This is a genomic window from Bacillota bacterium, assembly GCA_024655925.1.
Lineage (GTDB): Bacteria > Bacillota > DTU025 > DTU025 > JANLFS01 > JANLFS01.
Window position 1 is genome coordinate 1 of record JANLFS010000086.1, and the last position, 12,566, is coordinate 12,566.

Here is a 12,566-nt window from a genome sequence, read left to right on the forward strand (position 1 = left end):
CAGCGCTACGGAAAGGCTCTTCAGCTCTTCTTCCCTACTGTGGATTGACGCGGTCCGCGGCTGCTGTCCTGTTTGACACCCATATGGGCGTATGATATAGTTGAAACGCTGTGGGCGACCGGGTGAGTCGCCTCAAACCGCTCGGAACTGGCCCCCTAAACGGCGTACTGGCCTGCCAGATTCCGGCGAGTCCAGAGCGCGAGGAGGATGGGCCTCATGTACGCAGTCATAGAGACTGGCGGAAAGCAGTACAAGGTATCCCCCGGCCAGGTCGTCCGCGTCGAGAAGCTCGACGCAGTGTCCGGTGGGAACGTGGAGTTCGACCGGGTTCTCCTGGTTTCCGGCGACTCAGGGGTCAAGGTCGGGAAGCCCACTGTCGAGGGTGCCCGGGTCACCGGTGTGGTCGTTGACCATGGGAAGGAACGGAAGATCATCGTCTTCAAGTACAAGCCTAAGAAGAACGAGCGGAGGCGGACCGGGCACAGGCAACCTTTCACTCATGTGAGGATCGAGGCAATAGAGGGCTAAGCTGTGATTACCCTGAAGGTAAGACGCAAGAACGGGCACATAATCCGTTTTGAGCTCTGGGGCCATGCGGGATATGCCGAGGCAGGCCAGGACATCGTCTGTGCCGGAGTCTCGGCCCTTGTCATAGCAGCTGCGAATGGGCTGATTACACACGCTGGCGTCTCGCGAATAGTGCGGCAAGGGAACGGGAGGTTCACCTGCCTGGTCCGAGACATTCCGTCCGAGAGGGCCCGTGACATGGCAGATGCGGTCCTCGGCACAATGGTCTCGGGGGTTGCGGCTATAGCGGCCCGTCATCCTGAGAATGTTGTTTTGATAGATTGACCCGGCCGTCTTGGCCGGGCGGGAGGTGCGATACATGGTCGCCATGGATCTTCAGCTGTTTGCACATAAGAAGGGTGTTGGTAGCTCCAGGAACGGACGTGACTCCGCGGCCCAGAGGCTCGGAGTGAAGAAGTTCGGCGGCGAACACGTCACCGCCGGTTCTATCATCGTCCGGCAGCGGGGAACCGCGGTCCGCCCGGGCGCGAACGTTGGCATTGGAAAAGATGACACCCTCTACGCCCTGGTGGAGGGGCGCGTGAAGTTCGAGCGCGCCGGGAAGACCGGCAAGCGCGTTTCCGTCGTCGCCGAGCCCGAGCTCAAGCTGGCCTCGGTCTGAACAGCCACGGAATGGTTCCACCCGGGGTCCCTGCATCAGGCGTACTTGATGCCGGGGCCCCTGTTGCTTCTCAGGGCCCATGCCGAGCTGATGAAAGGAGTGGTGTCGAGTGTCGGGGAGGTTCAGAAGGGCTCCTTCTCCCAGCACATGGTTCCCCGTCGTTGCCGCCGTTGCGGTTCTCCTCCTTGCCCTGATCCCAACGGTTGCCACTTTTGCCACGGAGCGACTCTGGTACATTGACCTGGGCTACCTGGGCGTATTCTGGAAACGGATCGAAGCCCGGCTCATCGCCGCGGTCGCCGCCGCCATTCCGGTTTTCGTATTTGTCCTGGCCAACTTGCTTGCCACACGTGGTCCCGTCAGGAGACAAGAGCACTCTGACGACATCATCGACCTCCACAAGCGACCGGGGCGGCACAGTCTGAGCCGGTTTGCCTTGGCTGTCGGCGCCATCACTGCCGTTCTGACCGGCTTCGCGGCTTCCGCTGCCTGGATGGAGGTCCAGCAGTTCATTCACGCCACGCCCTTCGGGGTGTCTGATCCCATCTTCGGGCGAGATGTAGGTTTCTACGTGTTCCAGCTGCCCCTCATCAGGGTGGTCTACTCCGCAGGCATGGCCATGATCGTCCTGGTGGCTCTCGGGGTTGGGTTCATCTACCTCGCGTCGGGGGCCCTGGTCCGGGCCAGGCCCCAAGCTCAGGTTGTCTTCGGTTCAGGGTTTGAGCGTCCAAGGCACAGACTGGGCTTCAGTCTCGAGCCGGCAGACCCCGGTGCCAAGCTGCACATCTCCATCCTGGTGGCCTTGGGCTTCCTCTGGAGGGCTTTCGGCTACGTGCTCTCCATGTACGGCTTGGTCTATTCCCCGAGGGGTGTTGTGTTCGGAGCGAGCTATGCAGATGTGCACGGCACCTTGCCTGGTTTGCGCGTGATGGCGGCACTTGCTGTCATCGCCGCCGCGCTGGTGGTCGTCACCGCGGCGCGAAGACGATTCAGCTACCGGCCGCTCGTGGCAGTCCTGGCGGTCATGGCAGTGGGCTCGCTGATAGCTGGTGAAGTCTACCCTGGGCTGGTCCAGAAACTCTATGTGGAGCCCAACGAACTGGCCGCGGAGAGCCGATTCATCCAATACAACCTGGATTCGACGAGACGGGCCTATGCACTGGATCGCATAGAAGAACGCGAGTTTCCGCTCGCCAACGTGCTGCGCCCGGAGGACCTCGCGGCCAACCAGACCACGGTTCAGAACGTCAGGCTGTGGGACTGGGAGCCGCTCCTCGATACGTACGGGCAGCTTCAAGAGATGAGGCTTTACTACAAGTTCTCGGACGTAGATATAGATCGCTACCTCGTGGGCGGCCGGTACAGGCAGGTCATGATCGCCGCCCGAGAGATGGATGTGGATCGTCTGCCCACCCAGGCACAGACCTGGATCAACAGACATCTTAAGTACACCCACGGCTACGGCGTCGTTGCGAGCCCAGTCAACGAAGTCGGGTCTGATGGGTTCCCAGTTCTTATGGTAAGAGACATCCCCCCGAAAGGCCCTGCGGAGTTGGGGATCGATCGGCCCGAGATATACTTTGGGGAGAGGACTCGAGACTACGTCATCGTCAACACCCGGACCGAGGAGTTCGATTATCCGTTGGGCGACGAGAACGCATACACGCGCTACCAGGGACGTACAGGGATCGAACTCTCCAGTTTCCTGCGCAAAGCTGCGTTCGCTGTCCGGTTCGGAACTGTGAAGGTACTCCTCTCCGCGGACATAACTCGAGAGAGCAAAGTTCTCTTCGCAAGGCAGATCGGCGAGAGAGTCCGGAGGCTGGCACCCTTCCTTCGCTACGACCGGGATCCCTACATTATCATCGCTGACGGGCGGCTGATGTGGGTGCAGGACGCCTACACTGTCTCCTCTGCTTACCCGTTTTCGGAGAGGGACTCTAGCGGCGTGAACTACATCCGGAACTCGGTCAAAGTGGTCATCGATGCGTACACGGGCGAGGTCACGTTCTACGTGATCGACCCCGAGGACCCGCTCGCAGCCACGTATTCGGCGATCTTCCCCGGTCTGTTTACTCCAGGAACGGAGATGCCCGACGCGGTCCGGGCGCACCTTCGGTACCCTGAGGACCTCTTCGTGGTGCAGGCGCGGATGTTCTCTCTCTACCACATGAAGAACCCGTCGGTCTTCTACAACAAGGAGGACCACTGGAACTTCCCGCGCGAGGTCTACAAAGGCGCCCAGCAACCAGTCAGCCCATACTACGTGAACATGGTGCTCCCGGGAGAGGAGGACCTGAGCTTCGTCCTGTTCATGCCGTTCACCCCCGCGCGTAAGGACAACATGGTGGCGTGGATGGCGGCAAAGTGCGACGAGGCCGATTACGGCAAAATGGTGGTCTACAAATTCAGCAAGCAGCGGATCGTATACGGTCCCATGCAGCTGGAGGCGCAAATAGACCAGGATTCCGAGATCTCCAAGCTCCTGTCCCTGTGGAACCAGCAAGGCTCGAGAGTGATCCGTGGTAACCTCCTCGTCTATCCGATTGGCCAGAGCCTGCTCTACGTGGAGTCCATCTTCCTCGCGGCGGAGCGAAGCCAGCTGCCACAGCTAAAGCGGGTCATAGTGTCCGACGGAACCCGGATGTACATGGGGGATGATCTGTCCTCCGCCCTCGCTGCGATGGCAGGTGGACAACGAGCGGGCCTCGCTGCCACACCGGCACCGGCCGGGGCTGCGCCTGGGACTCCCCCGGCACCCGGGATACCCGCGGGCGAAAGCCCGGAGGAACTCGCGCGCAGAGCTCTGTCCCTGTACGAACGAGCGCGCGAGAGGCTCCGCGAGGCCGATTGGGCCGGATTCGGCCAGGCGCACGAGGAGCTCGAGATGGTGCTCAGGAGGCTTGCCGGGCGTGAGTGACACAGAGCGGGAAGCGTCGTGTGGGACCGCCCGGACGCCGGACCGGGTCGAACTCGAGATCAGGCGGGATCGTGGCCGGTACATCATAACCGGCCACGACAGCTTGAACGTTCCGGCGACACTCCACTGCGGACAGGCTTTCCGCTGGCGGCGCGTTGGGGATGTCGAAGAAGCGGTCGTAAGAGGCAGACTTCTGAGGTTTAGGCAGTACGGGGAGGCTCTCATCGTAGGGCCTCCCTCGGACGAACAGACCGTGAGCCTGGCAATCAGGTACCTGGGACTTGATGAAGCTCACAAGCCGCGAGAGGAGGCGCTCGCCAGAATTGACCCTGTGATGGAAGCTGCGGTTGAGCACTCGCGCGGACTCAGACTCTTGAACCAGGAGCCATGGGAATGCCTGATCTCGTACATCCTCTCTGCGAGGAACAGCATACCTCTCATCTCCAGGGTCATCGAGAACATCTGCTGCGAGTGGGGGACACCCGTCGAGTTCGAGGGCCAGGTCTTCCACGCGTTTCCGGATCCCGCAGACCTCTCGTGTGCCGGCGAGGAAGATATCGTCGCCTGCCGGGCGGGATTCCGGTCGAGGTCCGTGTGTGAGGCAACGGCCAGGGTCAGTTCAGGTGAGACAGATCTGGATGCTATCGCCCGATTGGATTACCATCGGGCGAAAGAGGCACTCATGCGCCTGCGCGGGGTGGGGGAAAAGGTGGCCGATTGTGTGCTCCTGTTCTCCATGGGAAAACACGAGGCTTTCCCAGTCGATGTGTGGATACAGAGGGCCGTCAGGTACCTGTATTTTGACGGCCGCGATATCAGCCCGGCAGAGATACGGGTCTGGGCCGCCGAGAAATTCGGTCCCCTGGCTGGGTACGCCCAAGAGTACCTGTTCGCGTACGCGCGGGAGGTAATCCCCAATGCACTCCGCGGGTGACTGCGGGTGCCTTGACGCAGCGTGAAGCATGTGGTAACATCGTAGATGCGGCGGTCGCCGCAAATGGGCCCGTAGCTCAGCTGGGAGAGCGCTAGAATCGCACTCTAGAGGTCGCGCGTTCGATCCGCGTCGGGTCCACCAAAGAGCGAATGATTGTATTTGGGCCGGCGGTGGGGCGATCATCCCACCGCCGGTCATGCTATGTACTGCTGTGCCAGGCTTGGGACCCGACACATGCCGGCCCGAGGCAGGGTTTTTCTGGCGGGGGGCGAATTAGGATTCTACCACCCGCCCTGGAGGTGATCCCCGACCAGATGCAGGAGGAATTCAAGGAGGTCATTGAACGGTCGTGGAGCAGATGCCGGTCTTTGGGACTGGACCGGGAGAACCTGCGCCCTGACACGTTAGGCCCGGAAGAGGTCGAACGCAGGCGAGAGGCCAACTCCCAGTTGCTCACGGTGGCCCGGCCTCTCACAGATCGCCTATACGATCTCGTGCGGGACACCGGCCACTTCATAGTCGTTGCCGACTCCGAAGCTCGGATCCTCGACGTAACAGGTTCCCAGGACATGCTCGTCCGTGGGGAACGTGCCCACCTCGCGCCGGGTGTCCGGTGGGATGAGCGGGATATCGGGACCAATGCCATCGGGCTCGCCCTCCGCGAAGGAATGCCGGTGCAGGTGGCTGGGGAGCAGCACTTCTCAGTGATGCACAAGAACTGGACCTGTTCCGCCGCACCCATCCGTGACCCTCACGGTCAGATTGCCGGCATACTCGACATGTCCAGTCCCGGCCTGGTAACCGCCCCGCACCCTCACACTCTGGCCATGGTCGTCGCCACGGCCGCCGCCATCGAAAACCAACTCCGCGTGGAACGTACCTACAGGGAACTCACTCTCGCCACCAAGTACCACACCGCTATGGTGGAGAACATGTCCGACGGTGTGCTTACGGTGGACGCGGACGGCACTGTGACCTACATAAACCCCATGGGCGGCAAGATCCTTGGAGTTGACCACAGGGAGGCCGTCGGCAAGCACGTGAGCGAGCTTGTGGACTTCAAGCCCATCATCTTGTCTGTGCTGGAGACTGGGGAAGGGTACATTGACAAGGAATTCTTGGTCAGCTCGAACCGGGCAGGCTCGCTCCACTTCATCAAGTCGGCCATCCCCATTCGCGATCAGACGGGCAAGCTCATTGGGGTCGTGGACGTCTTCCGCGAGATCCGGCGGGTCAAACGTCTCGTCCATTTCATGGTCGGCGCCTATGCCTCTTTCACTTTCGACGACATCGTGGGACAGAGCGCGGGCATGCTCGAGGCGATCCGGATTGCCTCGGTGGCAGCGAAGACCTCCTCCACCGTTCTCATAACCGGCGAGAGCGGCACCGGCAAGGAACTCTTCGCTCAGGCTGTGCACAACGCAAGCCCCAGGCGGGACGGGCCGTTCGTCGCCATCAACTGCGCCGCGATCCCGCGCGAGCTCATCGAGAGTGAGCTATTCGGGTACGAAAAAGGCACCTTCACTGGGGCGAGGCCCGAGGGCCGCCCCGGCAAGTTCGAACTGGCCAGCGGCGGGACTCTCTTGCTGGACGAGATAGGGGAGATGCCCCTGGACATGCAGACTAAACTCCTCAGGGTCCTGCAGGAACGAAAGGTCACCCGGGTGGGAGGGGACATGGTCATCCCTGTGGATGTGCAGATAATCGCGGCGACCAATAAGTACCTGGAGCAGGAGGTTGAAGAAGGCAACTTCCGGCGTGACCTCTACTACAGGCTCAACGTCTTCACGGTGAACATCCCTCCTCTGCGCGAAAGGCGCGACGACATCCCGCTCCTCGTAAACCACCTGCTCACGAAAGTCGCCACCAAGCTCGGGAGGGGCAGGATCCGGGTGTCACCCAGGGCCATGGAAGTCCTGGAGCGGTACTCGTGGCCAGGCAATGTGCGTGAGCTAGAGAACATAATCGAGCGGGTGACCGCCCTTCTCGAAGGGGATGTCATCGATCCTTCGCACCTGCCCAGGCACATACTTGCTGCGGCGGGTGCGGCGGAGGATGTGCGGGCGGCTGACGAAGCACGTGCTGCGAGCGTGGGTGCTGTAGCGGTGCAGCCTTCTGGAGGGGAGTCTATGGATGAGATCGAACGGGAGGCGGTAGCGAGGGCACTTGCCGCGACGCGTGGAAATGTCTCCCGTGCCGCCAGGATGCTTGCAGTCTCCCGCACCACACTCTACGCAAAGATGAGGAAATTCAACCTGTTAGTGTCCAGATTATGAACAGTATTAGACGGCTCTTGACACAGTTGGACATGACCTGTTCAGTATGTGGACAGTATTAGCCGGGCCCGTGTCCGACCTCAGACGGGGCCCGGTCCGTTTCCCCTGCGTCAGGCGGCGCGGGGTCTCCCCACGGCCAATGGCATGGAATGTGCAAATCCCTCATGGCAGAGCCATTTTCGCTAGCGCATTCCTTGAGAACGGAGGGGAGAGCGTGGAGGTCTCGGGTGAGATTCTACGGCAGATCTACGACACTATGGTGCGGATCAGAGCCTTCGAGACCCGGGTGGAAGAGCTGTTCCTGGCGGGCAGGATCCCGGGGTTCGTCCACCTGTACATCGGGGAGGAGGCGGTGGCCGCCGGGGTCTGCGCCAACCTCACAGCTTCCGATTTCATCACATCCACCCACCGAGGGCACGGTCACTGCATAGCCAAAGGTGCGAAGACCGACCGGATGATGGCCGAGTTGTTCGGCAAATCCACCGGATACTGCCGCGGCAAGGGCGGATCCATGCACATCGCGGACTTCTCCATCGGAATGCTCGGGGCGAACGGAGTCGTGGGTGGAGGTTTCAACCTGGCCACCGGGGCGGGTTTGTCCGCCAGGATGCGCAGGACCGATCAAGTGGCCGTCTGCTTCTTTGGCGATGGCGCGAGCAACAGAGGCACCTTTCACGAGGCCATGAACTTCGCTTCCGTCTTCAAACTCCCGGTCATCTTCGTATGCGAGAACAACTGCTATGCGTCAACCACCCCCACGAGCTATGCTTGCTCGGCAACGAACGTCTCCGCGAGAGCTGTTGGCTACAGTATCCCAGGAGTCACGGTGGACGGCAATGACGCGGAGCAAGTGTACGTTGCTGCGCGCGACGCGGTGGCGAGGGCGCGCGCGGGGGGCGGGCCCACACTCCTCGAGGCGAAAACCTACAGAATCAAAGGGCATTTCGTCGGAGACCCAGAGCAGTACAGAAGCCGCGATGAGGTGCTAGAGCGCAAACGAGACTGCCCCATCGAACGGCTCGAGGGCATACTGCTCGAACGGGGCGTGTTGACTCCGGCAGACGTAGATGCCGCGAAGAAGGCGGCGGATGACGAAATCGAAGCGGCCGTCAAGTTCGCGGAGGCGAGCCCGGATCCCAAGCCCGATGAGGCGTTCGAGGACCTCTTTGTCTCCCTGCCGGGGGTGATAGCATGAGAGAGATCACTTTTTCCGAGGCCACGCTCGAAGCGATGCGCGAGGAGATGGAGCGGGACCCGAGGGTGTTCGTCATGGGAGAGGATATCGCTCGCCAGGGCGGTATCTTCGGGCAGTTCAAGGGGCTGCCCCAGGAGTTTGGGTACGAACGCGTCCTGGATACCCCGATTTCCGAGACTGCGATCGTCGGGGCCGCTCTTGGCGCTGCGCTCACAGGCATGAGGCCAGTTGCTGACATGCATTTTGCGGACTTCGTCACAGTGGCCATGGATGAACTGGTAAACCAGGCGGCCAAGATCCGGTACATGTTCGGCGGGCAGACAAAGGTGCCCCTCGTGGTCCGGGCCCCAGACGGAGTCATCAGGTCCGCGGCGGCGCAGCATTCTCAGAGTCTGGAGTCGTGGTTCCTGCATGTCCCCGGGCTCAAGATCGTCATTCCTTCGTGTCCGGCCGACGCTAAGGGGCTGCTCAAGGCGGCTATCCGCGACGATGACCCCGTCCTGTACTTCGAGCACAAGGCCTTGTTCAAGGTAAAGGGCCCAGTTCCAGACGGGAATCATATCGTGCCCATCGGTAAGGCAGACATCAAGCGGAAAGGTCAGGATGTAACCCTCATTACCTACTCGATCATGGTCGGCCGGGCGCTCGAGGCCGCGGAGGCCCTGGCGAAAGAGGGGATCGACCTCGAAGTGCTGGACCTTCGAACCATATACCCCATAGACCGCGAGACCATCTTCGAATCGGTCAGGAAGACGAAGAAAGTGGTGATAGCGCACGAAGCGTGCAAGCGAGGGGGGGTGGGCGCCGAGATAGCGGCGATTCTCGCCGAGGAGATGATCTACCACCTCGATGCTCCGGTGGTGAGGGTGGGGACGATGGACGTCCCGATACCGTTCGCGCCGGTGCTCGAGCGGCACGTTGTGCCGAATGTGGAGACACTCGTGGCCGCAGTGAAGAAGATCGCATGACCCACGGGAACGGTATGGCGCACAGTTGTCAGCGGATCACAAAACCCAATTCCTAAAGGAGGTGCGGTCCGGCCGGGGAGGATCAGTCCGGGCCGGGCGGAAGCGACTATGATGAAGAGACTCGCTATTCTAGTTCTCGTTGCGATCATGGGGACACTTGCATTCGGTGGAATGGTCTCCGCGAAACTCAAAGCCGAGTATAAGCTGACCACTAATGTGCAGGCCGCAACGATTTGGGGCCAGGGGGCCGACAAGTTCGCGGAACTCGTCCGCGAGCGTACGAAGGGCGCCGTCAACATCAAAGTTTACCATAATGCGGTGCTGACCGGTGGCGACCAGATGCGCCAGGCCGAGATGGTCAAGAACGGCGCGATCGACATGATGCTCAACTCGACCATCAACATTGCCCCTACTATCGGCGAGTTCAACGTGTTCGCCCTTCCTTTCCTCTTCCCGAGCTACGAGGCTGTGGACGCCGCGGTGGCATCACCTGCTGGCGAGAGGCTCTTCCAGATCCTCGAGAAGTACAACATGATCGGGCTTGGGTGGGGCGAGAACGGGTTCCGCGAGCTGACCAACAACGTGAGACCAATAGTCACCCCTGACGACCTCAAGGGCCTCAAGATCCGGGTCACCGTCCCGATCTACGTAGACATCTTCCGCGCCCTCGGCGCCAACCCTATCGCAATGCAGTGGGGCGAGGTCTTCACTGCGCTCCAGACCCGTACCATTGACGGACAGGAGAACCCCATTGCCGGGATCATCATCCCCACCAAAGTCTACGAAGTCCAGAAGTACCTTACTGACTGGCATTACTCCTACGACGCCCTGGTGCTGGCGGTAAACAAGGATTCCTGGGCCACCATCGACCCGGCCAACCAGGAGATCGTGCGGCAGTGCGCCAAAGAGGCCATGGAGTTCGAGGTCGCTCTCAGCAGGTCGGAACTGGACAAGGGCCTCAAGTTCCTTGCCGAGAAAGGCATGCACATAACCCATCTCACCCCGGCCCAACAGAAGGTGTTCCGCGACAAGACTGCGGATGTCTACAACAAGTGGGCTGAGAAAGTTGGGCTTGACATCGTCCGTGAGTTCGAGAAGGCAGTTGCGTCCACCAAGTAGACACGGGCCTATCCTCGCAAGACCATGCGGCGGGGAGCGGGCTCGCCCGCTCCCCACGCAGGTATTTCGGGAATGGAAGGGCGTGAGAGAGTGCGAAAAGTGCTTCACAACTTCGAGGAGATCATCTGCGCAGTGATCCTCATGTTCATGGCGGTTCTTTGCTTCGCCAATGTGATCGTGAGGTACCTCACGAATTTCTCGCTGGCGTTCTCCGAGGAACTCCTTGTGAACCTCTTCGTCTGGCTTACTCTCCTCGGGACTGCAGTGGGTTTCAAGCGCAAGGCGCACCTTGGGATGACACTGCTCACCAACAGGCTCCCCAAGACGTGGAAACGACCGGTGGTGGCGTTGACGGCCGCGGTGAGCGCCGGCCTGTTCGCCTTGCTTGCGTGGAGAGGTTACTTCATGGTGCTGGAGGAGTACGAGTCCGGGATGGTGACTTACTCCATGGGTCTGCCAATGTGGCTGTTCGGCCTTGCGGTCCCCGTGGGCTCACTGATTGTGGTAGGGCGGGTGGTGCAGGCCGCCCTGATTGAACTTCGACCGCGTTCGAAGAAGGCAACGGAGGGAGGGTCATAGATGTCCTTGGCCATCGATCCCGGCATCGCCTTGATCGGGAGTTTCCTCATCCTCGTCCTGCTCGAAACGCCCATCGCGGTCGCCCTCGGCGTTTCGGGTATGCTGGTCATCATGACTCAGGGCCTGGGCGTTCAGATCTTCGCCCCTGTTTTCTTCGCGAACATATCCAAGTTCACGTTGCTCGCCATTCCTTTCTTCATCCTCGCAGGAGTGATCATGGGCAGGACGGGCATATCTGACAAGATCATCCGCCTGGTGACCCTGATCATAGGGCCTATTCGTGGCGGTCTCGCCATCGTTACGGTCCTCGTTGCCCTCTTCTGGGGGGCTGTCTCAGGATCCGGTCCGGCCACTGTTGCCGCGCTCGGGACCATACTCATACCGGGCATGGTCGAGAATGGTTACAGCAGACCATTCGCGGCGGCACTCGTCTCTGCGTCCTCCGGGCTTGCGATAATCATCCCCCCCAGTATTGCGTTTATCGTGTACGGAGTCATCACCAATGTGTCCATAAGCAGGCTCTTTCTCGCCGGCATCGTGCCCGGGGTCCTGATGGGCCTCGCCCTGATCATCGCTGCCTTCCTTGTATCACTTGTCCACGGGTACAGGGGCAAGGCATGGGGCACGCTCAGAGAAGTATGGGCTGCGTTCAAGGATGCCTTCTGGGGCCTGATTGCCCCCATCATCATCCTGGGCGGGATTTACGGGGGAGTCTTCACGCCCACCGAGGCCGCCGCGGTCGCGGTCTTCTACGGGCTGTTCGTTGGATTCGTGGTCTACCGGACCCTCAAGCTCCGGGACCTCTACGACCTCTTGGTCGATTCTGCGGTGGCGTCCGCAGTGGTCATGGCGGTGGTGGCTCTCGCTGGGATATTCGGATGGTGCATGACGGTCCTTGGGACAGTCGAAAAAGTCTCATCCGTCATGATCGGGCTGTCCACAAACCCCCTCGTCGTACTCCTCATAATAAACGGGATCCTGCTTGTGGCAGGCATGCTGCTGGATGCCATCTCAATCTACTACATCCTGCTTCCGATCCTCATGCCAATCGTGTACCACTTCGGCTGGGACCCGATCTGGTTCGGTGTCATGATGACGATCAACTTGGCAATTGGACAGGTGACACCCCCTGTGGCCGTCAATCTGTACGTGGGATGCAACATAGCCGGGATCAATATGGACCAAATATCCCGGGCCGTGATCCCTTTTGTAGTGGCGTCCGTGGTGGCGCTCGTCGTCATCGCACTGATGCCCGGCATCACGCTTTGGCTCCCGAGGTTGCTCATGTGAGGAAGGTGAGCTACCCCACGGCTAAAGCCGGGGGCTCGCGGTAAGCAAGCCTGGAGCTGACCAGCCTCAGCTCATCGGCTGCAAGGCCATCGGGCT

The 12,566-nt window shown here is 60.7% G+C and carries 11 protein-coding genes and 1 tRNA gene; all 12 read left to right on the top strand.

Annotated elements, in window-relative coordinates; genetic code table 11:
* Window positions 1-216: 216 nt before the first annotated feature.
* The 12 genes from rplU to NUW23_12220 all read left to right on the top strand — a co-directional run bounded on the left by rplU (window position 217) and on the right by NUW23_12220 (window position 12,470).
* Window positions 217-528: a 50S ribosomal protein L21 gene (gene rplU, locus NUW23_12165; protein MCR4426920.1), complete on the top strand. Its 312-nt coding sequence runs from the start codon at window positions 217-219 to the stop codon at window positions 526-528.
* A 3-nt stretch (window positions 529-531) separates the two neighbouring features.
* Window positions 532-852 carry a ribosomal-processing cysteine protease Prp gene (locus NUW23_12170; GenBank protein ID MCR4426921.1) on the top strand — a complete coding sequence of 107 codons (321 nt, stop codon included), beginning with the start codon at window positions 532-534 and terminating at the stop codon, window positions 850-852.
* Between the two features lie 34 nt (window positions 853-886).
* On the top strand, window positions 887-1,189 hold the full coding sequence (rpmA, locus tag NUW23_12175; GenBank protein ID MCR4426922.1) for a 50S ribosomal protein L27: 303 nt from the start codon (window positions 887-889) through the stop codon (window positions 1,187-1,189).
* Window positions 1,190-1,298: 109 nt separating this feature from the next.
* The gene (locus NUW23_12180) at window positions 1,299-4,109 is read left to right on the top strand and encodes a UPF0182 family protein (GenBank protein ID MCR4426923.1); all 2,811 of its coding nucleotides are present in this window, start codon (window positions 1,299-1,301) and stop codon (window positions 4,107-4,109) included.
* Window positions 4,102-5,043, top strand: a complete 942-nt coding sequence (locus tag NUW23_12185; protein ID MCR4426924.1) for a DNA-3-methyladenine glycosylase 2 — start codon at window positions 4,102-4,104, stop codon at window positions 5,041-5,043. The genes NUW23_12180 and NUW23_12185 overlap by 8 nt, the downstream gene beginning before the upstream one ends.
* A gap of 65 nt (window positions 5,044-5,108) precedes the next feature.
* A tRNA-Ala gene (locus NUW23_12190) sits at window positions 5,109-5,184 on the top strand.
* A 173-nt stretch (window positions 5,185-5,357) separates the two neighbouring features.
* Window positions 5,358-7,319 carry a sigma 54-interacting transcriptional regulator gene (locus NUW23_12195; GenBank protein ID MCR4426925.1) on the top strand — a complete coding sequence of 654 codons (1,962 nt, stop codon included), beginning with the start codon at window positions 5,358-5,360 and terminating at the stop codon, window positions 7,317-7,319.
* Between the two features lie 256 nt (window positions 7,320-7,575).
* Entirely contained in the window at window positions 7,576-8,514 is a 939-nt protein-coding gene (locus NUW23_12200) for a thiamine pyrophosphate-dependent dehydrogenase E1 component subunit alpha (GenBank protein ID MCR4426926.1), read from the top strand.
* Entirely contained in the window at window positions 8,511-9,482 is a 972-nt protein-coding gene (locus NUW23_12205) for an alpha-ketoacid dehydrogenase subunit beta (GenBank protein ID MCR4426927.1), read from the top strand. The genes NUW23_12200 and NUW23_12205 overlap by 4 nt, the downstream gene beginning before the upstream one ends.
* 108 nt (window positions 9,483-9,590) lie before the next feature.
* Complete coding sequence (locus tag NUW23_12210) at window positions 9,591-10,601, top strand: DctP family TRAP transporter solute-binding subunit (protein ID MCR4426928.1); 1,011 nt, start codon at window positions 9,591-9,593, stop codon at window positions 10,599-10,601.
* A 90-nt stretch (window positions 10,602-10,691) separates the two neighbouring features.
* Window positions 10,692-11,180 (top strand): TRAP transporter small permease, encoded by a 489-nt coding sequence (locus tag NUW23_12215; GenBank protein MCR4426929.1) that lies wholly within the window; start codon window positions 10,692-10,694, stop codon window positions 11,178-11,180.
* A complete protein-coding gene (locus NUW23_12220) occupies window positions 11,181-12,470 on the top strand; it encodes a TRAP transporter large permease (GenBank protein ID MCR4426930.1) in 1,290 nt (429 codons plus the stop codon).
* Window positions 12,471-12,566: the final 96 nt, after the last annotated feature.

Excerpts from the sequence above, each read along its gene's own strand:
- rplU (MCR4426920.1), top strand. The coding sequence starts at position 217 with ATGTACGCAGTCATAGAGACTGGCGGAAAGCAGTACAAGGTATCCCCC.
- rpmA (MCR4426922.1), top strand. The coding sequence starts at position 887 with ATGGTCGCCATGGATCTTCAGCTGTTTGCACATAAGAAGGGTGTTGGT.
- NUW23_12195 (MCR4426925.1), top strand. The coding sequence starts at position 5,358 with ATGCAGGAGGAATTCAAGGAGGTCATTGAACGGTCGTGGAGCAGATGC.
- NUW23_12200 (MCR4426926.1), top strand. The coding sequence starts at position 7,576 with ATGGTGCGGATCAGAGCCTTCGAGACCCGGGTGGAAGAGCTGTTCCTG.
- NUW23_12205 (MCR4426927.1), top strand. The coding sequence starts at position 8,511 with ATGAGAGAGATCACTTTTTCCGAGGCCACGCTCGAAGCGATGCGCGAG.
- NUW23_12210 (MCR4426928.1), top strand. The coding sequence starts at position 9,591 with ATGATGAAGAGACTCGCTATTCTAGTTCTCGTTGCGATCATGGGGACA.
- NUW23_12220 (MCR4426930.1), top strand. The coding sequence starts at position 11,181 with ATGTCCTTGGCCATCGATCCCGGCATCGCCTTGATCGGGAGTTTCCTC.